Origin of the sequence: Halolamina sp. CBA1230 (genome assembly GCF_002025255.2) — an archaeon.
In the GTDB taxonomy this organism is placed as follows: Archaea; Halobacteriota; Halobacteria; order Halobacteriales; family Haloferacaceae; genus Halolamina.
In genome coordinates this window covers 109765-129867 of record NZ_CP054588.1, presented here as the reverse complement: position 1 = coordinate 129867, position 20103 = coordinate 109765, and the positions used below count along the sequence as shown (strand labels likewise).

Genomic DNA, 20103 nt, shown 5'->3' with positions numbered 1-20103 from the left:
TGTGAGGTGTGACCGATGACGCAGATCGTGGCCGTGCCCGACGCCGACGACGCTGCGCTGCTGGACGAAGCCCACCGACTCGCCGAGGCGCTCGGCGACGCCGGTGCGGAACCACCCACCGTCGTCGCCGTCGCGTTCGACGGCCTCGTCACGCCGGCGGAAGCCACAGCGGGGGCTCCCGACGAGGTGCTGCACGTGACACGGGAGAACGGGACGTTCACGTCGGGCGCGGCGGGCATCCGTGCCCGCTCACGGGCGCTCGCGGAACTGACCGACGACGCACGGGCCGTCCTGCTGCCCGACACCGCGGACGGTGCCGACCTCGCGGCGGCGACGGCGCGGCAGCGGCGGGGCGCCTGCGTCACCGACTGCCTGCTGCGTGTGCGGGACGGTGAACTGCGCGCCGGCCGGCCCGCCTACGGCGGTCGCGCGTACGCCGAACTCGATTTCGAGCGGGAGCCCCCCGTCGTGACGCTCAACACCGAGGCGCTCGGGACGCCCGATCAGCCCCCAGAGGGCGAGCCGACCGAACGCACCGTCGCGGTCGACGTGGCCGACGACGACCGCATCCGGCACGTCGAGACGTTCGAGGTGCCCGAGGCCGACCTCGCGAAGGCGCGGCGCATCGTCGCCGGCGGGTTCGGACTCGGCGGCGCTGACGGGTTCGACCTGATCGAGGAGCTCGCGGACGCGTTCGGCGCCGCGGTGGGGGCGTCGCGCCCGCCCTCCGACGAGGGCTGGGTGGCCTACGACCGCCAGATCGGCGTGACGGGGAAGGAGATCGACGTGGAGCTGTACGTCCCCTGTGCGATCTCGGGCGACTCCTACCACATGCGCTCGGTGAACGCGGACCACCTGATCCCGATCAACTCCGATCCCGAAGCGCGGATCTTCAACTTCGCCGACATCGGGATCGTCGGCGACGCCTACGAGTACGGGCCCGCGCTGGCCGAGGCGATCCGGCAAGCGAGAGCGGACGACGAGTCCGCGGCGGCCGAGGAGGTGGCCGAATGACCGACGTCTCCGTCGACGTGGTGGTCGTCGGCGCCGGGCGGGCCGGCGTCGCCGCCGCCTACAAGCTCGCCGACGAGGGGTTCGAGGTGGCGCTGGTCGAGCGCGCCAAACAGGCCGGGATGAAAAACGTCACCGGCGGCGTGCTCTACGGCAGCATCCTGGACGACCTCGTGCCGGAGTTCCCCGAGGAGGCGCCGCTGGAACGCCACGTCGTCGAGCACAACATCAAACTGCTCCACGGCGACGCGGAGGTCTCCATCGGCTACCGCGACCTCGAGCTCCGGGAGGAGCCCAACTACACGCTGATGCTCGGGAAGTTCGACCGGTGGTTCGTCGACCGCGCGGTCGAACGGGGCGTGACGTTCGTCTCCGAGACGACGGTCCAGGACGTGACACAGGAGGCCGACCGCGCGGTGGTCCACACCGACCGCGAGAACGGCGACATCGCCTGCGACGCCGTGATCGGCGCCGACGGCGTGAACACGACCGTCGGTCGGAAGACGGGGATCCAGCGCACGATGCGCAACGAGGACATGGCACTGTCGGTCAAGAAAGTGATCGACGTGGGCCGGGAGACGATCGACCAGCGGTTCAACCTCGACAGCGACGAGGGCGCCGCGTACATCTACACGGGGTTCCCCGAGGGCGCGCCGACGATCGGCTACTTCCTCTACACGTTCGAGGAGTACATCTCCGTCGGCGCGGTCGGCGGCCTCGAGACGCTCCGGTGGCTGGGCGACGAGGGGTACGGCGACACCGGCACCCCGCTGTACTCGCTGCTTGAGGAGTTCATGGAGCTGGACACCGTCCGCCCCTACGTGCAGGGTGACGCCGTCGAGGAGTATCAGGGGATCCTCGTGCCAGAGCACTCCTACGACACGCTCCCCGACCGCCACGACCGGCGGGTCGCGCTCGTCGGCGACGCCGCGGGGCTCGTCCTCAACAAGGGGTACACGTTCCGCGGCCTCGACTACGGGATCAAGAGCGGGCTCGTCGCCGCCGAGGCCGCGATGCAGTGTGCCGAGGACGGGAACTGGGATGCGTTCGGCCGGCGGTACGACGACCGACTGGAGGCGTCGTACGTCCTCCAGGATATGAAGCAGCACCGCCACCTGCCGAAGTTCCTGAAGAACGAGCGGATGTACGGCGCGTACCCGGGCATCGCGACCGAGACGCTCCGGGGGATGTACTCCGCGGAGACCGACGCGTCCGGGCTGACGTGGCGGCAGGCGTACCGCGCGTTCCGGCGGAGCGACGCCGGGTTCCTCGACCTGCTCAAGGACGGCTACCGGGGGCTCAGGTCGCTGTGACCCCAAAGAGCAATACCGATCGACACGAACACAGAGCTATGAGTTCACACACACCACACGTGGCCGGCGGAGGCACAGACCGATGAGCGTTCAGGACGACCTGGAGACGGTCGAGTGGGACGTCAGCGAGGACGCCCACATCACCGTCGACAACGAGCAGTGTATCACCTGCGAGGACAAACCCTGTCTGCATCTCTGTCCCGCGGAGTGCTTCGACTACCAGGAGGACCAGGAGGGCGGCATCTACTTCGCGTACGAGCCGTGCGTGGAGTGTGGCGCCTGTATGGTGTTCTGTGCGAACGACCCCGAGAAGGGGGCCGTCTCGTGGTCGAAGGCAGAGGGCGGCAAGGGCGTCGAGTTCGACTTCGGCTGACCATGAACCTCGACGACCAGACAGCGATCGTGACCGGCGGCGCGAGCGGGATCGGCGCGGCGACGTGTCGCGTGCTCGCCGAGCGCGGCGCGGACGTCGTCGTCGCGGATCTCTCCGTCGAGGAGGGTGAAGCGGTTGCCGACTCGATAACTGCCGAGGACGGCGGCGACGCCTCGTTCGTCGAGACCGACGTGAGCGACGAGGACGCCGTCGCGGCGATGGTCGAGCACGCCGAAACGACGTTCGACAGCGTCGACGTGCTCGTCAACAACGCCGCCGTCGCCTCACGGGAGGCCGACAGCCGGATCACGGAGTTCGACGACGACGCCTACGAGTTCCTGACCGGCGTGAACCTCAAGGGGCCGATGTACGCCGCCAAGCACGCGATCCCCGCGATGCTCGACACCGGCGACGGGACCGGCGTCGTGGTCAACAACGCCTCCATCGCCGCGCTGATCGCGGAGCCCGGGATGGACATCTACACGGCGACGAAGGGCGCGCTCGTCTCGCTGACCCGCTCGATCGCCGTCGAGTACGCGCCCGAGATCCGTGCGAACACCGTCTGCCCCGGCATCGTCGAGACGCCGATGCTCGAAGCCGCCATGGAGTCAGCGGGAGACGGCGACGTCCCCGACACGATGGCGTCGATGATCGAGGAAACGCCGCTGGGGATCGCCGACCCCGAGGATATCGGCCGCGCGATCGCGTTCCTCGCGTCCGACGACGCGGCGTTCGTCACCGGGGCGACGATCCCGGTCGACGGGGGGTACACCGCCCGATGAAGGCGCTCGTCACGGCACGCCCCGAACCCCACCGGGTCGTCGACGACGACGGGAACGCGGAGCCGTACCGCCCCCAGCTCAGCATCGACGACCGCGTCGCGCTGGCGGCCGCCCGCGACCTTGCCGAGGACGTGACGGCGGTCGGCATCGGCGGCGACCCGGCGAAGCGCTGTGTTCGGACGGCGCTCGAAGGCGGCGCCGACGCCGGGCTCCACGTGGCGTACGACCCGATCGAGGAGGCCGCCGGCGACAAGTACGCGACCGTGCTGGCACGCGTCGCTGCCCGCGAGTCGCCGGACGTCGTCGTCGTGGGGCAGTCGTCCTCGTTCGCGGGCGCCGAGATCGCGACGCTGGTGGGCGAGCAGCTGGACTGGCCAACCGCGACGCGGGTGACGGGGCTCGGCACACCGGAGATCGACGCCGAACTCTCGGTCGATCAGGGTGAGATCGCCGTCCAGCGGAAGCTGGCGATCGGCCGGCAGGAGGCGGTCGTCGTCGAGTCGCCGACGGTGCTGGGGATCGACGTCGGCTACACCGACCCCGACCGCGCGCCGCTCTCGACGGTCGTCGCCGGCCAGCGGGCCGAGATCGAGACGGCACCGCTCGAGGACGTCGCGCCCGGGGAGTCCCGGTTCTCGATGAGCGTCGGCGCGGCAACGGTGGAGGACGTGACCCCGAACGAGCGCTGGGGGCGCGGCCGCCCGCCCAGAACCGGCACCGTCGAACAGCGAATCTACCGGATGCTCGGCCGCGGCACCGACGAGGGCTCCAGCGCCGGCGAGCGCATCGACGCCCCGCCCGAGGAGGCGGCCGAGCAGGTCGTCGACTACCTCCGGCGGAACGGGCTGCTCTAGGTGAGCCGGAACCGCGCGCTCGGCCGGAGGTGGGCGACCGTCCCGTGGGCGAGTGCGCCCCGGTAGACGCCGAGCTGGTAGCCGAGGTGGTCCGCGAGGTAGTAGCCCGCGTAGGCGAACCGGGACGTCGCCGGCGCGTGGACGTGGTACTCGACGACCGCCGGGAGGCCGACCGCGCCGACGAGCGCGGCTGCGACAGCCGAACCGACCCACGCCGGGCCGACCAGCCAGCAGCCCACCGCGAGCCCCGCGCCGGGGAGCGAGTAGTACCGTGTCACCTCCCGTGAGAGCGCGTACGCCGACGAGAGTCGAGTGCGGGCCCAGCTCGCGGCGAGGTCGCTCGTCGTGACCGCAGGGGCGAGCCGCCGGGCACGCCGCCAGCCGCGCCAGCCTCGAAGGCCGGCGGTCCCCACGAGTACGGCCACGCCGAGCGCGACCGCGCCAGTCGCGACTGTACCCGTGCCGACGACGCCGACCACTGCGAGGACGGCGACCAACAGCGCGACGACCGGGACGCCGACGCTGCCGTCCTCGCGGTCGTGCTCGCTCGCCAGCAGTGCCTCCGACGCGCCGTAGGCCCCCCGTCGGGCGGCGAACGCTCGGGGGGCGTCACGGTAGGCGTGTTCCACCACGCCGCGCGGCGTGTACACCACCGCGTACCCGGCGTCGAGCGCACCCCAGCAGACGGCCACGTCCTCGGCGACGTTTCGTTCGGGGAACCGTACCGTCTCGAACACGGCACGACGGCCGACGAGGTTCGCGGTCGGGAGGTACGGCGTCCGTCCGGTGGGGTCGACACGGGTGGCGTACGCCCCCATATCGAGCGAGGAGTTCACCCCCTCGTAGGCGCTCGCCGCGCCCTCGCCGGCCGGCCGGACGCGACCCCCCACGAGATCCGCGACCGCGAGACACGGGACGAGATCGGCGAGCCACCGGGGCCGCGGTCGGCAGTCGGCGTCGGTGAACGCGATCACGTCGTGGCGCGCCGCGTCGACGCCGCGGTTCCGTGCGGCGCCGATACCGATCGGGTCGTCCGGGGCACCGACGCGAACGAGTCGGACCTCGTCGCCGGCCCCCTCACGGCTCTCGACCAGTTCCCGCGTCCCGTCGGTCGAGCCGTCGTCGACGACGACTACCTCGGAGTCGGGGTAGTCCAGTTCGGCCAGCGCGTCGAGACAGTGGGCGAGGTTTTCGCGATCGTTTCGGACCGTGACGACGACCGACACCGGCGGCCGGTGCTCGGGGTCACGCGACGGTCGCCACTCGAGGAAGTCACGGGTGGCGAGCCGTTCGAACAGTCGTTCGACGGTGTCGAGCTCGTGGCCCGTCTCCGCGGCGACGCGCTCGGGAGCGCGGAACTGGCCCGTCGGGAGCGCCTCGACGAGCGCCACGGCGGCGTCGTTGAGCCGTGTCGCAGTCAGCGGCTGTCGTGAGACCACCACGTTGTCAACGACCGTGACGCTGTCGCGGCGGCGGTACTCGCCCGCGCTGCCGGCTCGCTCGCCGGTTCGGTCGGGAGAAGCGGCGGCGGGGGTCGACACGGGCTCAGTCGCCCGAGAGGATCGCCCGCAGCTGGGGGTCTTCGCCATCGGGGTCGGCGCTCCCCATCGCGACCGCGGGACAGCCCTCGTGGTCGTCGATCTGGCTGCGGAGGTTCGCGATCTCGTCCCAGGCGGTCTGGAACCCGTCCTCGACGACGTTGCCCGAGGCGAGGTGGTCCCACTGCGTGAACGCACACGGGAACACGTCGCCCGCGGGGTCGACCAGGCAGGTCATCGAGCCCGCACCGCACTGCTTGAGCGTGTTGTTGCGCACCTCGCCCAGCGCGTTGAGGTAGAAGAAGGAGTCACCCGTCCGCACGTCGGGGTGGTCCTCGATCCAGCCGTGGAGCCAGCGGATCCCCTCCTCCGTGAGGCGGAACTCGTCCCACGTGTCCTCGCCGCGGCCGCTGGGGCGGAAGCGGTTCAGCCGCAGGCCGGCGCCGTGGGCCTCGGCGAGCTCGTAGATCTCGGGCAGGTCTTCGACGTTCTGCCGGGTGACCACGGTGTTGACGGTCGTCCCGATGTCGCGGTCCTCCAGCCGTTCGAGCGCGTCGACGACCTGCTCGTACACGCCCTCGCCGCGGATCGCGTCGTTCTCGGCCTGCAGCCCGTCCATGCTCACCTGCAGGAACAGGGGGTCCATCGCCTCGATCCGGTCGAGGGTGGCCTCGTCGAGCTGGGTGCCGTTCGTGCTCACACACGTCGAGATGTTCCGGTCGGTGAGCTCCTCGAGCAGTTCCAGCATGTCGGGGCGGACGAACGGCTCGCCGCCGCCGATGTTGACCTGGAACACGTCCATCTCGTCGAGCTCGGCGATGAACTCGTGGGCCTGTTCGGTCGTGAGCTCGTTCGGGAGCTGGTGGCCCGGGCCGCTCCCGGAGAGACAGTGATCGCAGTGGAGGTTACAGCCCAGCGTCACCTCCCAGGTGATGGTGACCGGCGCCGAGAGCGGCTCACTCGACATCCGCGAGCACCCCGCGGTCGATGAGGGTTGCGACGACAGCCGGCGAGAACTCGCGCTCGACGGCGTCGCGCGGCCGCCGCTCGCCGTCGACGAACTCGAGCACGTCGATGACGGTGTCGCTCACTTCGTACATCGACGCGTCCTCGTACCCGTAGTTCTCGTGGTCGTACACCAGTCCTCCCTCGGCCTCGCGGCGGAACTTGACGTGGTCGGGTCTGGCGACGGGCGCCATCTCAGTAGACGCCGCAGATCCCGTCGATCCGAAGCTCCTCCTCGAAGAGGTCTTCCTCGATGTCCGGTTCGTCGGGGTCAGACTGGTCGGTATCCGAGCTCGTATCCGCCGATTGTGACATACGGTAAGCATACACAATGAACTGGTAAATAGATTTGGATGCTCGAACTGTTCACATCGGAACCGGCGGGGGAGCACACTCGGCGCAGGCGAACGCTCTTGTGTCGTCCGCCACCGGCTCCCGTATGGGAGAAAAGCAGCCGGAACGAGTGACGGTGGCCGAGATGTCGTGGCCGGAGGTCGAAGCGGCGCTCCGAGCGGGGCAGGCGACGATCATCCTGCCGCTCGGGGCGACGGAGCAACACGGGCCACATCTCCCGCTCGGGACGGACACACGCCTCGCAACCGCGCTCGCGGAACGCGTCGCTCGTCGGCTCGGGGACGCGCTCGTCGCACCGCCCGTCCCCGTCGGCCCGTCCGAGGAACACACCGGGTTCCCCGGGACCGTATCCATCCCCCGGGACACGCTCACTGACCTGCTTCGGGAGTACGTGGCGTCGTTCGACGCACAGGGGTTCGAGCGCGTCGTGATCCTCCCCGGCCACGGTGGGTGGTTCCCCGTCGTCGACGCCGCCGCCCCGGAGCTCTCACGGACGGTGGAGGCCGACGTCGTCGCCGTGACCGGGCTCCAGCGGTACATGGAGCTGCTTCAGGAGGGGCTCACGGCCGCCGGAATCGACGTCGACGAGCCAGTCGTCCATGCGGGTGCCAGCGAAACCGCGATGCTCCTCGCGCTCGCGCCGTCGCTCGTGAGCGGCCCGTTGCCGGACGGCCACACCGGACCGGTGTCCGAAACGACGCTGTTCGCGGAGGGGATCGAAGCGTACGACGAGGACGGTGTGCTCGGCGATGCGCGCCCGGCAACTGCCGACGCCGGGGAGGTCCTGCTCGAACACGTGGCAACCGCCCACGCCGAGTACGTTCGTGAGGAACTCGACGCCCGCGATCAGGCGGGGGAGTCGTAGCTCGTCGGTTCCGACAGGCCGGCGTGGAACGGCGCCGTGACGATGGCCCCATTAAACTCCGTATAGACGCATCTACTTGCCTGGCGCTATCTCGCGCTCGAGTGGTAAGTGTTCTGTTGCCACCAACGTCCGGCACACGCTCCGTCGAGTCTCGGCGACGATGGTTGAGCCCCGAACTGGTCGCTGATGGGGTTCCGGAGGGCCGGCCGGGATCGGGAGGCGGCGGCGAACGACTGCCGCAGTGTCTTCGGTCGCGAACGGGGTCAACTGATCGCGGATTCCCATTGGCTAGGATTCCGCCGAAGTGGCCTGTAGTCAGGGGGCCGAAAAGCGGGTATGGAACGCCGAAAGGTACTGAAAGCTGCTGGGTTCGCCGCGACCGCCGGACTGACCGGGCTCGCGGGCTGTAGCAGTCCGTCGACGGAGACGGACACCGAGACGGAAGCACCATCGAACGGCGGAACCGAGACGCCGTCGAACGGGGGGACGGAGACGCCGTCGGACGGGACGGAAGCACCCTCGACCGGCGGCGGGACGACGGTGGAGATGCAGACCGAGGGAGGTGAGTACTACTTCGACCCGATCGGGCTCTCTGTCGAGCCCGGTACGACTGTCACGTTCGAGAACGTCAGCGGGAATCACTCCGCGACGGCGTACGACGAGTCCAACGACAGCGCCTCGGTGACGCGCATCCCCGAAGGGGCGTCGGCGTTCAACAGCGGCACCCTGACCGAGGAGGGGGCGACGTTCGAACACACCTTCGAGACGAGCGGCACGTACGACTACTTCTGTATCCCGCACAAGAGCCTCGGCATGGTCGGCCGGGTCGTCGTCGGCGAGCCGGGCGGTCCGGCCGAGGGGAGCATGCCGCCGGACGGCGACGTGCCGGAAAGCGGGACGATCGTCGACCAGGGGTCGGTCTCCTACAGCGAGTTCTCGGGCTAATCCACGGCGACGGGGTCGCCTCCGACTCGCCGTGCACGACCACACCGTTTCTGCCGGCGGACGACTGCCCCCCGGCGCGACCAGCGCCGATACCGGGCAGCCTTTCCCGGTGAGTGGCCAACTTCGAACGATGGTACGCGTGTCTTCCGAGGACGTTCCATCGTTGCAGACAGTCCTCGACGCGCTGGACGACGACGACTGCCGGGCGATCCTGAAGCGAACTGCCGAACCCATGACCGCAATCGAACTCAGGGACGCGTGCGATATCCCCAGATCGACACTGTACCGCAAGCTCGAACTCCTCACCGACGCCTCGCTGCTCCGGGAACGGGAGACGATCAACCCCGGCGGGGGGCGAACCACGAAGTACGAACGCGACTTCGACGACGTGACGATCTCTATCGACGAGGCCGACCGCTTCTCGGTGTCGGTCGAGCGGCCGTCGCGGAGCGCCGACGAACGGCTGGCGGATATCTGGTCGAAGATGGGTGAGGAGCTGTGATCTGGGTCGAACCCGCCATCGTCGTCGTCAAGACGCTGATCCTCCTCCTCGGAAGCGGGATCACGTACATCGCGTTCAGAGCGTACCGGAACACGGGCGCGCCGTCGCTCAAGGCGCTCGGTGTCGGGTTCGGGATCGTCACCTTCGGCACCCTGTTGGGGGGGATCGCCCACCAGCTCCTCGCGGTTTCGCTGGAGATGGGTATCCTGATCAACAGCGCCCTCGTGGCGGTCGGACTGGCGATCGTCCTGTACTCCCTCTATCTCGAACGGGGCTGACCCCTCCGCGCTAACGAACTGAAAACGGATCGGCTCGACAGCCGCCGAGGTCGCACTGTCCGAGCTTCGGCTTGTCCAGCAGCGCGTCGGCGTCGTCCTCGAAACGGACGGGAAAGACGATCAGCCGGTTTCTCCCCCGTCGAGGCGAGACCAGTTCTCGGAGCTAACACGGAGAGTAGCTTTGAGCGCGCCGAGAACGACTGGACCGAAAAACAGCCCCATGACGCCGAACGCGTACCCCCCGCCGAGGATACCGAGAAGAATGACGGCGGGGTTGAGTTTCGCGTACCTGTTCACGGCGAACGGACGGAGGTAGTCATCGGTAAGCCCGACGATAATCACGCTGTAGACGAACAATCCCGCAGCAACAGCCGGTTCCCCCGTAAGATAGAGATAGCCCACCGCTCCACCCCAGATCGGAATCGTCCCGACGAGGGGGACCATAGCCAGGACGATCATAGCGGCACCAGCGCGGAAACCCACCCCTTTAGGGGTGGGAGGAAGCGCGTTCGCTTGATTACATTACTACCGTTGCTGGTGGCAGGCTGACTCCCCCACCGGACTATATTAATACTTTTAATCATAGATATTGTTGTGATGAATATGGAGGTCCGCCGCACCGTCCCGGTCAAACTTGATGTAACCGACGAACAGGCGGACCTGCTGCAGGAGACGATTGACGAGTTTCTGTGGGCCGCGAACTACGTCGTAGACGCCGCGTGGGACGGCGAGTGGGCTGAAACCCGCAAGTCCGTCCTCCACGAGATAACCTACGACGAGGTACGCGAGCAGACGCGACTCCACAGCAACCACGTGCAATCGGCTCGTGACCGTGCTGTCGATGCGCTCGATAGCGTGGTCGCCACGTGGGCGAATGGTGAGTACGCCTCGTTGCCGACGTTCACGACGCCGTTTTGCGAATACAACCAGCGCAACGCCACGTTCTACGACGACCACGCTTCGTTGTCCACCGTTGATGGGCGCGTCACCGTCGAGTACGTCTTGCCCGACAAGAACCGTGACACGCCCCACTCGGAGTACCTCTGCTCTGCCGAGTGGGAGATGACTGGCGCGACACTCCACTACCGTCGTGGCGACTTCTACCTCCATGTCCGAACAAAGGCGGACGTGGACGACCCCGAACCAGCCGAGAACGGAACGATTCTTGGCGTGGACCTCGGGGTCGAGAACATCGCTGTCACGTCGACCGGCGTGTTCTGGTCTTCCGACGAACTCACCCACTGGCGACAGGAGTACATCGAGCGCCGCAAATCTCTCCAAGAGTGTGGAACACGGTGGGCCCACGAGAACGTCCAAGCGGTCGGGCACAAGGAGACGGGGCGTTTCGAGCAGTACCTTCACCGAGTTGCAAACGAACTCGTCGGTGAGGCCGCTCGGAATGGCTGTACGGTAATCGCCTTCGAGAACCTGACGGGTATCCGTGATCGGATGCCAAACGCCCGTCAGTTCCACGAGTGGGCGTTCCGCCGCCTGTACGAGTACGTTTCGTACAAAGCCGAGGAACGCGGTATCCATGTCGAGCAGGTGAACCCGAAGAACACGTCGCGGCGGTGTTCGTCGTGTGGGATCACCCACGAGGACAACCGCCCGTCGCAGGACACGTTTTGCTGTCAGTCCTGTGGGTATGAGAATCACGCGGACTACAACGCGGCCAAGAACATCGGCTACAGACTCCTTCGCAACCAAACTGGGGGCGAGGGAGGCGCACCCGTAGGTGTGCGCTTGAACACCGGGATGCTGAACGCGAACGGGGTCAAACCCCTGCCGGATTCGGCTAGAGCGGGAGTCCATGGTGAAAGCCCACGGCTTTAGCCGTGGGTTAACTTACGACGGCCGTCCAAAACACCGCACTCGGAACACCGGCCACTGCGAGCCCGATTCCGGCGACGACGCCTTGGACGAGGGCGACGAAAACGTGCCCGAAGAGACCGCCCCACATCACGCCGTTGATTTCGGTGTGCAGCTCACGCTGAATGTCCGTCGGAAGCGGGACCATTCGGGTAAGCCAGTCCAGCAGCTCGTCACCGTCTTTGAGAAGGTAGTAGAGGAGGAACAACGCCAGCGCGACGCCGATGAGGTGGAACGTGACCGTCCCGAACGCGTCGATCGACATGTCGAACACGACCGCCCCGACCTCCCGCCCGGAGCCGGCGAGTTCCCCGAGGATATCGATCTGCTGTCCAGTGAGTTCCTCGATCCGGGATTCGATCTCTTCGATCGGTATCCCGTTCGTCTCGACGTCTTGGAGAACCCGTTCGGCGCTGTCGGCGACCGCTCCGAGGACGACGACTAACGGTGCGACGAATCCGACGACTGCCAGCACGACGAGCGAGAACGCCGTCACCATCGAGGACGCGTGCTCTTCGAAACGGAGTTGGAGCGGATAGAGCAGATAGGCGAGAAGGACGGCACCGAGAACGTACTGGAGAAACGGCTGGATCAGCATACCGGACAGGGTGAGAAGGACGGCGACGAGCGTGAGAAGAAACCCCTTCCGTGGATTCACGGACGCCAATTCGTCAACTAACGACAAAAAGATTCGTGATCCTTCCGAGGAGCGGACCGAAGATCTGCGTTCAGAGGCACGATTTGAGCGGAGATGTGGACGGAAGGGGGACCGGTAGAAAGGCTCAAACAAACCTGTTACCACTGTCTCGGGAGGGCTGAACGCAACTTCTGTGAGTCGTCGACGTTCCTATCCGAAACTCACCCCGATCCCAAAGGTTATGCCACGAACGTCGATTTGATATGCCAGAAATGGAGCGACCACTCCTCGTCACTAACTTTCTCGACCGCGCACGCAACTACTACGGCGACGAGACCGGGGTCGTCACAGCCACGGGGGAGCGCTACACGTACGACGAGCTCGGCGACCGCGTCGACCGGTTCTCCGCGCTCCTCCAGCAGCGCGGCGTCGAGAAGGGCGACCGCGTCGCCGTCCTCGATCCGAACACGCACTACCACCTCGAAGCCGCCTACGGCGCGATGCAGGTCGGCGCCGTCCACACGCCGCTCAACTATCGCCTCACGCCCGAGGACTTCGAGTACATCCTGAACGACGCCGGTGTCACCGCGATCTACGCGGACTACGCGTACGCCGAGAAGATCGAAGCAGTTCGGGACGCCGTTCCCGTGGAGACGTTCCTCACGAACGACGCGGACGCCGTCGAGGGCGACTGGGCGGACGTCGACGACCGCCTCGCGGACACGTCGCCGTCGTACGACCGCCCGGAGATGGACGAGAGCGACGTCATCACCATCAACTACACGTCGGGGACGACGGGCGATCCAAAGGGCGTCTGCCGTACGCACCGCAACGAGACGCTGCACTCCTATCTCGTCGCCTACCACCAGAACATCTGCGACACCGACACGTACCTCTGGACGCTCCCGATGTTCCACGTCAACGGCTGGGGGCACATCTTCTCCGTCACCGGCGCCGGCGCGGTTCACGTCTGCACGCGCGGCGTCGACGCCGCCGACATCTTCGAGACCATCCGGACCGAGAACGTCTCCTACCTCTGTGCGGCGCCGACGGTCCTGAACATGCTCCAGGACTACTACGCGGACAACGACGTCGAAACCACCGGGGACGAGCCCGTTCGTGCCGCGACCGCCGGCAGTGCCCCACCCGAGGCGACCATCCGCACTGTCGAGGACGAGTTCGGCTGGGACCTCGTGCACGTCTACGGTGCCACCGAAACCGGCCCCCTGATCACCACGTCGGAAGCCGGACGACTCCTCGACGACGAGAACCGCTACTCGCTGAAGAAACGCCAGGGGATCGGGTTCCTCGGCACCGAAGTCCGGGTCGTCGACGAGAACGGCGAGGACGTTCCCTGGGACGACGAGACGATCGGCGAGATCGTCGTCAGCGGGAACCAGGTGATGGAAGGGTACTGGAACAAGCCCGACGCCACGGAGGAAGCGTTCAACGAGCGGCTCGAAGGCTACTACCACATGGGAGACTTCGCGGTCGTCGACGAGAACGGGTTCCTCTCCATCCAGGACCGGAAGAAGGACATCATCATCTCCGGGGGCGAGAACATCTCCAGCATCGAACTCGAGGACACGCTGTTCGACCACTCCGAGGTGAGCGACGTCGCCGTCATCCCGTCGCCACACGACGACTGGGGCGAGACGCCGAAGGCGTTCGTCGTCCCCGAGTCCGGTGACCCAGACAACCCGGGCGTCACTGCGGACGATCTCGTCGCGTTCACCCGCGAGAACCTCGCGACGTACAAAGCGATCCGGCGTGTCGAGTTCGTCACGGATCTCCCGACGACTGCGACCGGGAAGGTACAGAAGTACGAACTCCGCGAGGAGGAGTGGGCGGACGAGGACTCGATGGTCGGGCAGGGGTAGGCGGCAACGGCCGTCACGGCACTTCCTCGTTACACGAGCAGTTGGATGTCGGCGTCGGCCATATCCTGGAGAGCGGTGGCGGCGCCGACGCCGGTGGTGACGCCGTCATAGAAGTCGGCCTCGTCGTAGTCCATCAGGTCGATCGTCATCTGGCAGGCCTGGAACTCCACGCCCATGTCGAGGCTCGTCTCGATGAGTTCCTCGATGGTGGCCGTGTCGTTGTCGGAGATCTTCTTCTCCATCATCTTCGTCGTGACGCGGTCCATCCCGGGGAGCGCGGCGACGGCGTTCGGCACCGGCATGTTGGGGTTGCCGACGGAGCTGAGCTTCAGGTTCTTGGAGCGCTCCTCGTGGAGGATGTCCAGTCCCCAGAACGTGTGAAAGACGGTCACGTCGTAGTCGAAGGCGGCGGCGGTGCTCGCGAGGATGAGCGGCGGATACGCCATGTCGAGGGTGCCCTTCGTGGCGATGATGCTCATCTTCTTGCCGGCGTCCTCGCTGGTGGCCTCGGCGAGCGCGTCCTCCAGTTCGTCGACGCGCGCGGCCAGTTCCGCACGCGAAGGCGCGTCGTCGGCCGGCGCGTCGGGTGTGTCCGTACTCATCGTTACTCCGTCTTGCGGACGTAGTGTTTGTACACGTCGTCGCCTTCCTCCTGGTCGACGAGCTCGACGCCCTCGGTGCCGGACGCCCAGCCGTCGATGTCGCTCATGCTCCCGGGATCGGTCGCCAGCACTTCGAGGACCTCACCTTCAGCGAGGTCGTCGATAGCGGACTTCGTCTTCACCACTGGCATGGGACACGATGCACCTTTGACGTCGAGCGTCTCCGCGATGTCGAATTCAGCACTCATTGGTTATCTGCTCCGTGGGTCTGTATTGGAGCTATCGCACAATACCTCCTCCCCAAGTAAAAGATTGTCGATCCTTGTGGAAACTACAAACAACTGCTTGATGTAGTCTCTACCCGGAGTATAGGAGCTTTGACGCACGTGGTCGCATAAACTGTCACGAGCGGGAGCGAACAAGTCCGGATTAGTATTGTCCAGAAAGGGAATTACTATGCAAATCCTTTTGTACATCCATCCGGTAGAAGCGACTGCACAACATGAACGCCGACGACTTCCCGACTCCGGACGCTGACGTGGAATCCGTCGACCCGGAAACGCTGAAGGATCACATCGACGCCGGCGAGGACGTCACGCTCCTCGACGCGCGTATGCAATCGGACTACGAGGAGTGGCGCATCGACGGCGAGAACGTCACGTCGATCAACGTCCCGTACTTCGAATTCCTCGAGGACGAGATCGACGACGATGTCCTCGAGCAGATCCCCGACGATCGCGAGGTGACCGTCCTGTGTGCGAAAGGCGGCGCCAGCGAGTTCGTCGCGGGCACGCTCGCCGACCGTGGCTACGACGTGAACCACCTCGAGGACGGGATGAACGGCTGGGCGAGCATCTACGAGGCCGTCGAGGTCGAGCGCTACGACGGCGCCGGGACGCTGCTGCAGTATCAGCGTCCCTCCTCGGGCTGTCTCGGTTACCTCCTCTACGACGACGGGGAGGCCGCGATCATCGACCCGCTGCGGGCGTTCACCGACCGCTACCTCGGGGATGCGGACGAGCTCGGCGTCGACCTGCAGTACGCGCTGGACACCCACATCCACGCCGACCACATCTCGGGGGTTCGCGACCTCGACGCGGAGGGCGTCGAGGGCGTCATCCCCGAGGCCGCCGTAGACCGCGGCGTCACCTACGCCGCGGAGCAAAGCTCCGCGAGCCCTGCCTCGCAAGCTCGGCAGGACGCGGACGAACTGACCACAGCCGCGGACGGCGACACCTTCGAGGTCGGCGACGCGACGATCGAGGCCGTCTACACGCCCGGGCACACGACCGGGATGACCTCCTACCTCGTCGGCGACAGCCTGCTCGCGACCGGCGACGGGCTGTTCGTCGAGAGCGTCGCCCGCCCCGACCTCGAGGAGGGCGACGACGGCGCGCCCGACGCGGCGCGCATGCTGTACGAGTCCCTGCAGGAGCGCATCCTGACGCTGCCCGACGACACGCTGATCGGTGGCGCGCACTTCAGCGACGCGGCTGAGCCCGCCGAGGACGGCACCTACACAGCGCCCATCGGTGAGCTCGTCGAGGAGATGGACGCGCTCACGATGGACGAGGACGAGTTCGTCGACCTGATCCTCTCGGACATGCCGCCCCGCCCGGCCAACTACGAGGAGATCATCGCGACGAACCTCGGGCAGAACGCCGTCGACGACGAGGAAGCGTTCACGCTGGAGCTCGGGCCGAACAACTGCGCCGCCAGCCAGGACTCCCTCGCGGGTGACTAACGACGCCGATGGTCACTGATCCAGTACTGCTCCAGGCGGCCGCCGACCTGTTCCCCAACGGGATCAGTCGGTACGCCGTCGGCGGACTGCTCGTCGGTCTCGGGACCGTTCTGATCTACGTCGGGACGGGGATCCCCGCCGGCGCGAGCACGTTCCTGGAGTCGACGCTGTCGTACGTCTCCGACCAGTCGCGGTTCCAGCGATACGTCGCCTCCCGGGACTGGCGGCTCGTGTTCACGGCCGGCATCATCCTGGGCGGGCTGGCGTTCGCCGCGACGTTCCAGTCCGGGCTGGTCACCAGCCCGCTGTACGAACCCGGATCGACCGGCCAGCTGTACGAGGTCGCCGGCGTGACGCTCTGGACGACCGACGTCCAGCCGTGGCGGCTGTTCGTCGGCGGTATCCTAGTCGGCATCGGCACCCGCATCGGGAAAGGCTGCACGTCCGGCCACGGCGTCTGCGGCGTCGGGTCGGCGTCGAAGACGTCGCTGATCGGCGTCCTGACGTTCCTGACCGTGGCGATCGGGACGGCACAGGTCGTCGCCGCGATGGGGGTGAGCCCATGAGCGACCGGCACCCGCTGTTCAAGCCGCTGATCTTCGTCGGCGGCCTGATCTTCGGGTTCGGGCTCGGGTTCAGCCACATGGCGCGGCCGGAGGTCGTGCTGAACTTCCTCCAGTTCGAGGACCTCGGCCTCCCGTTCGTGATGTTCGGCGCCGCGATCGTCTCCGGGATCGCGTTCGCCCTGCTGCCCCGGATCCGGGACGCCGCGCCGCTCACGGGCGACCCCTACGAGCGGCGCCTGAAGCCGTTCGATCGGAACGTCCTGATCGGCGGCGCGATCTTCGGCGTCGGCTGGGGGCTCTCGGGCATCTGCCCGGGTGCGGCGTACGCCAGCCTCGGCACCGGGAACGTGACGATTCTCTGGGCGCTCGCCGGGATGTTCCTCGGCGCCTACGTCCAGGGGTACTGGCGGAGCCGGAACCAGACTACCGGGGCGAACGCAGACTAACACACAAGATGGACCCCGCTCTTATCGCCCTCTTCGCCGGTGCAGCGCTTGCCAGCCTGTTCATGGCGTGGGTCATCGGCGCCGGCTCGAGCGGCGCGACCCCGTACGCCCCCGCCGTCGGCGCGAACGCCATCGGGACGATGCGGGCCGCGTTCCTCGTCGGCATTTTCGGCTTCGCCGGTGCCGTCACGCAGGGCGGGAACGTCTCGGAAGCCGTCGGCAGCGGTCTCGTCGGCGGCATCAGCCTACCCGTCGCCGGCGTCATCCTCGTGCTCGTGTTGGGCGCGGGGCTGATGGCGATCGGCATCACGACCGGCTACCCGATCGCGACCGCGTTCACCGTGACCGGCGCCGTCATCGGCGTCGGGCTCGCACTCGGCGGCTCACCGGTCTGGCCGAAATACCGCCAGATCGCCGCCGTCTGGGTACTGACGCCGTTCGTCGGCGGCGGCATCGCGTTCACGATCGCCAGCCTGCTCCCCCGGGCGGACGTACCCGAACGGTACAGTATCCCCGTCCTCGCCGGGCTCGTCGGGGCCGTTCTCGTGAACGTCCGGTTCAGCTTCCTCGGGGAGGGAGGCACGTCGGGGACTGTCCGCGAGCTCGGGCAGCAGACGCTGGCAGTCAGCGGGCTCGCGTCGGCGGTCGGGATTACCGGCCTCGCGGCGCTGGTCGTCGCGGTCGTCGTCTGGTGGGATATCAGCCGGGACCAGTCCGGCGGGCTGCGGCGCGTGTTGCTCGCGCTCGGATCGCTCGTGGCGTTCTCCGCGGGCGGGAGTCAGGTCGGTCTCGCCGTCGGACCGCTACTCCCGCTGCTCGACGAGGTCGGGATGGTCTCGACGTTCGCCGTGCTCGTCGGCGGCGGCCTGGGGATGCTCGTCGGCTCGTGGACGGGCGCGCCGCGGATGATCAAGTCGCTGGCGCAGGACTACTCGTCGCTCGGGCCGCGACGGTCGATCTCGGCGCTTGTGCCGTCGTTCCTGATCGCACAGCTGGCAGTGCTGCTGGGCGTCCCCGTCTCGTTCAACGAGATCGTCGTGTCCGCGATCATCGGGAGCGGCGCCGCTGTCGGCGGTCGGGAAGCGGTGGATGCACGAAAAATCCTCATGACTGTGGGGGCGTGGGCCGGGTCGTTCGGCCTCTCGTTCGCCCTCGCGTACGCAACCGCGTTCCTCGTCCTGTAACCAACGACCTCGCTGAATTCAACACAATGAGTACGACAACTGAACTCGAACAAGGCATCCGCGAACACCTCGGACAGTTCTCGTTACACGTCCTGCTCGTCTTCGCAACCGGACTGACCATCGGCGCCGAACGGACCGTCGTCCCCGTGCTCGGGGAGGATGTCCTCGGCGTCGAGTCGTTCCTCGTGATCGGCTCGTTCGTCGTCTCCTTCGGCGTCGTGAAGTCGATCCTCAACCTCTACGCCGGCAAATGGGGCGAAGCGTACGGCCGCAAGCCCGTCCTCGTCGCCGGGTGGGCGACCGCGCTCCCGCTGCCGGTCATCCTGATCTTCGCTCCGAGCTGGGGCTGGATTACCGTCGGAAACGTCCTGCTGGGAATCAACCAAGCATTGACCTGGAGCATGGCGATCAACGCGAAAATCGACCTCGCGGGGCCCGACCAGCGCGGGCTCGCGGTCGGGATCGACGAGGCGTTCGGCTACACCGGTCTCGCCGTCGGCGCCTGGATCACCGGCGTCATCGCCGGCCAGTGGGGACTGCGGCCCGAGTCGTTCTACTTCCTCGGCGCCGTCGTCGTGTTGGCGCTGCTCGTCTCGATCTTCCTGATCAGGGAGACCGTCCAGTACGCCCAAGCCGAGGGTGACGACGACCACCACGACGCGAACCTGCCGTTCGAGGAAGTGCTGAAGCGCGCGACGTACGGCGATCGGACGCTGTTCGCTGCCGCGCAGGCCGGCCACGTCGAGAACTTCGTCGACACGCTGTTCTGGATCGCCGTCCCGCTGTACCTCACGAGCCAGGGGCTCGGCATCGCGGCGGTCGGCGTCGTCGTCGGCGTCCACAGTGCAATGTACTTCCTCCAGATCGCGACCGGCGGGCTCGCCGACCGGATCGGCCGTCGTCCGCCCGTGATCGCCGGGATGTTCCTCGCCGGCGGGGGCGTCCTCGGGATGGTGCTCGTCGAGGGGTACCTCCCGTGGGCCGTCTTGGCCGGCGTTTCTGGCCTCGGTATGGCGCTGCTGTACCCGAACCTGATGACCGTCCCGAGCGACGCAGCCCACCCGACGTGGCGTTCGGCGGGGATGGGCGTCTACCGGATGTGGCGGGACTCCGGCTACGCCGTCGGCGCGATCCTGATCGGCCTCTCGATGGAGTTCGTGAACGCGGCGGCCGCGTTCTACCTGACCGCTGGCTTGATGTTCGTCTCCGGCTTTGTGGTGTACCTCTGGATGGAGGAAACCCATCCCGAGTTCGGCACTCACGAGCCACCTGCGCCGGCGAGACCCGAGTCCTCCGGGATGGCTGCTCGGGACTGACTCTTTCTCGCGGTAGTAGCAGTCGTGGTACTCCGACGT

Annotated in this window: 23 protein-coding genes and 1 pseudogene; 16 read left to right on the top strand and 8 right to left on the bottom strand. The window is 67.2% G+C overall.

The genetic code is table 11. The annotated features are described in order from the left end of the window. Nucleotides 1-15: 15 nt before the first annotated feature. The 5 genes from B4589_RS15855 to B4589_RS15835 all read left to right on the top strand — a co-directional run bounded on the left by B4589_RS15855 (nt 16) and on the right by B4589_RS15835 (nt 4333). On the top strand, nt 16-1014 hold the full coding sequence (locus B4589_RS15855) for an electron transfer flavoprotein subunit alpha/FixB family protein (protein WP_079232152.1): 999 nt from the start codon (nt 16-18) through the stop codon (nt 1012-1014). Then, the gene (locus B4589_RS15850) at nt 1011-2324 is read left to right on the top strand and encodes an FAD-dependent oxidoreductase (protein WP_079232153.1); all 1314 of its coding nucleotides are present in this window, start codon (nt 1011-1013) and stop codon (nt 2322-2324) included. The genes B4589_RS15855 and B4589_RS15850 overlap by 4 nt, the downstream gene beginning before the upstream one ends. Before the next feature lie 82 nt (nt 2325-2406). Next, nucleotides 2407-2697 (top strand): ferredoxin family protein, encoded by a 291-nt coding sequence (locus B4589_RS15845; protein ID WP_079232154.1) that lies wholly within the window; start codon nt 2407-2409, stop codon nt 2695-2697. A gap of 2 nt (nt 2698-2699) precedes the next feature. Then, nucleotides 2700-3479, top strand: coding sequence for an SDR family NAD(P)-dependent oxidoreductase (locus tag B4589_RS15840; RefSeq protein WP_079232155.1), 780 nt, complete (start codon nt 2700-2702; stop codon nt 3477-3479). After that, a complete protein-coding gene (locus tag B4589_RS15835; protein WP_079232156.1) occupies nt 3476-4333 on the top strand; it encodes an electron transfer flavoprotein alpha/beta- subunit in 858 nt (285 codons plus the stop codon). The genes B4589_RS15840 and B4589_RS15835 overlap by 4 nt, the downstream gene beginning before the upstream one ends. Here the strand turns inward: B4589_RS15835 and B4589_RS15830 are convergent. Genes B4589_RS15830 through mftA form a run of 4 tightly spaced genes read right to left on the bottom strand, consistent with a single transcriptional unit; the run spans nt 4330 to nt 7191 of the window. After that, nucleotides 4330-5874, bottom strand: coding sequence for a glycosyltransferase (locus B4589_RS15830; RefSeq protein ID WP_158081109.1), 1545 nt, complete (start codon nt 5872-5874; stop codon nt 4330-4332). The two genes, B4589_RS15835 and B4589_RS15830, sit on opposite strands and share 4 nt — an antisense overlap. A 4-nt stretch (nt 5875-5878) precedes the next feature. Beyond that, complete coding sequence (mftC, locus tag B4589_RS15825) at nt 5879-6838, bottom strand: mycofactocin radical SAM maturase (protein ID WP_079232158.1); 960 nt, start codon at nt 6836-6838, stop codon at nt 5879-5881. After that, nucleotides 6828-7070 (bottom strand): mycofactocin biosynthesis chaperone MftB2, encoded by a 243-nt coding sequence (mftB2, locus tag B4589_RS15820; RefSeq protein ID WP_079232159.1) that lies wholly within the window; start codon nt 7068-7070, stop codon nt 6828-6830. Before mftB2 ends, mftC begins: the two co-directional genes overlap by 11 nt. Before the next feature lies 1 nt (nt 7071). Then, nucleotides 7072-7191, bottom strand: a complete 120-nt coding sequence (mftA, locus tag B4589_RS15815; protein ID WP_079232160.1) for a mycofactocin precursor MftA — start codon at nt 7189-7191, stop codon at nt 7072-7074. 124 nt (nt 7192-7315) lie between these two features. On the opposite strand from mftA, the gene B4589_RS15810 reads away from it, so the two are divergent. The 4 genes from B4589_RS15810 to B4589_RS15795 all read left to right on the top strand — a co-directional run bounded on the left by B4589_RS15810 (nt 7316) and on the right by B4589_RS15795 (nt 9820). After that, nucleotides 7316-8095: a creatininase family protein gene (locus B4589_RS15810; protein WP_079232161.1), complete on the top strand. Its 780-nt coding sequence runs from the start codon at nt 7316-7318 to the stop codon at nt 8093-8095. A gap of 336 nt (nt 8096-8431) precedes the next feature. Continuing rightward, nucleotides 8432-9040 (top strand): plastocyanin/azurin family copper-binding protein, encoded by a 609-nt coding sequence (locus B4589_RS15805; protein ID WP_079232162.1) that lies wholly within the window; start codon nt 8432-8434, stop codon nt 9038-9040. A 130-nt stretch (nt 9041-9170) separates the two neighbouring features. Continuing rightward, nucleotides 9171-9542, top strand: a complete 372-nt coding sequence (locus tag B4589_RS15800) for a helix-turn-helix domain-containing protein (RefSeq protein WP_079232163.1) — start codon at nt 9171-9173, stop codon at nt 9540-9542. Beyond that, nucleotides 9539-9820, top strand: a complete 282-nt coding sequence (locus B4589_RS15795) for a hypothetical protein (protein ID WP_079232164.1) — start codon at nt 9539-9541, stop codon at nt 9818-9820. The genes B4589_RS15800 and B4589_RS15795 overlap by 4 nt, the downstream gene beginning before the upstream one ends. A 120-nt stretch (nt 9821-9940) precedes the next feature. Here B4589_RS15795 and B4589_RS15790 read toward each other — a convergent pair. Continuing rightward, nucleotides 9941-10279 (bottom strand): annotated as a pseudogene (locus tag B4589_RS15790) (AI-2E family transporter); the annotation flags it as partial. A 144-nt stretch (nt 10280-10423) separates the two neighbouring features. Here B4589_RS15790 and B4589_RS15785 point away from each other — a divergent pair. Beyond that, nucleotides 10424-11653 (top strand): RNA-guided endonuclease TnpB family protein, encoded by a 1230-nt coding sequence (locus B4589_RS15785; RefSeq protein WP_079232165.1) that lies wholly within the window; start codon nt 10424-10426, stop codon nt 11651-11653. Nucleotides 11654-11660: 7 nt separating this feature from the next. Here B4589_RS15785 and B4589_RS15780 read toward each other — a convergent pair whose 3' ends face one another. Then, nucleotides 11661-12287, bottom strand: a complete 627-nt coding sequence (locus B4589_RS15780) for an AI-2E family transporter (RefSeq protein ID WP_255246168.1) — start codon at nt 12285-12287, stop codon at nt 11661-11663. 311 nt (nt 12288-12598) lie between these two features. Here B4589_RS15780 and B4589_RS15775 point away from each other — a divergent pair, with 311 nt between their 5' ends. Further along, nucleotides 12599-14206, top strand: coding sequence for a long-chain-fatty-acid--CoA ligase (locus B4589_RS15775; RefSeq protein WP_079232167.1), 1608 nt, complete (start codon nt 12599-12601; stop codon nt 14204-14206). A 29-nt stretch (nt 14207-14235) separates the two neighbouring features. Here the strand turns inward: B4589_RS15775 and B4589_RS15770 are convergent, their stop codons facing one another. Next, nucleotides 14236-14808, bottom strand: coding sequence for a DsrE/DsrF/DrsH-like family protein (locus B4589_RS15770; protein ID WP_079232168.1), 573 nt, complete (start codon nt 14806-14808; stop codon nt 14236-14238). Nucleotides 14809-14810: 2 nt separating this feature from the next. Further along, nucleotides 14811-15056, bottom strand: a complete 246-nt coding sequence (locus B4589_RS15765) for a sulfurtransferase TusA family protein (protein ID WP_079232169.1) — start codon at nt 15054-15056, stop codon at nt 14811-14813. Between the two features lie 254 nt (nt 15057-15310). Here B4589_RS15765 and B4589_RS15760 point away from each other — a divergent pair, with 254 nt between their 5' ends. The 5 genes from B4589_RS15760 to B4589_RS15740 are packed head-to-tail and all read left to right on the top strand — an operon-like array spanning nt 15311 to nt 20064. Further along, nucleotides 15311-16552: an MBL fold metallo-hydrolase gene (locus B4589_RS15760; RefSeq protein ID WP_079232170.1), complete on the top strand. Its 1242-nt coding sequence runs from the start codon at nt 15311-15313 to the stop codon at nt 16550-16552. A gap of 8 nt (nt 16553-16560) precedes the next feature. After that, nucleotides 16561-17118 (top strand): YeeE/YedE family protein, encoded by a 558-nt coding sequence (locus tag B4589_RS15755; RefSeq protein ID WP_079232171.1) that lies wholly within the window; start codon nt 16561-16563, stop codon nt 17116-17118. After that, a complete protein-coding gene (locus B4589_RS15750; RefSeq protein WP_079232172.1) occupies nt 17115-17564 on the top strand; it encodes a YeeE/YedE family protein in 450 nt (149 codons plus the stop codon). The genes B4589_RS15755 and B4589_RS15750 overlap by 4 nt, the downstream gene beginning before the upstream one ends. Nucleotides 17565-17572: 8 nt before the next feature. Then, complete coding sequence (locus tag B4589_RS15745) at nt 17573-18748, top strand: inorganic phosphate transporter (protein ID WP_079232173.1); 1176 nt, start codon at nt 17573-17575, stop codon at nt 18746-18748. Nucleotides 18749-18774: 26 nt separating this feature from the next. Beyond that, nucleotides 18775-20064: an MFS transporter gene (locus B4589_RS15740; RefSeq protein WP_079232174.1), complete on the top strand. Its 1290-nt coding sequence runs from the start codon at nt 18775-18777 to the stop codon at nt 20062-20064. The last annotated feature ends 39 nt before the right edge of the window (nt 20065-20103 follow it).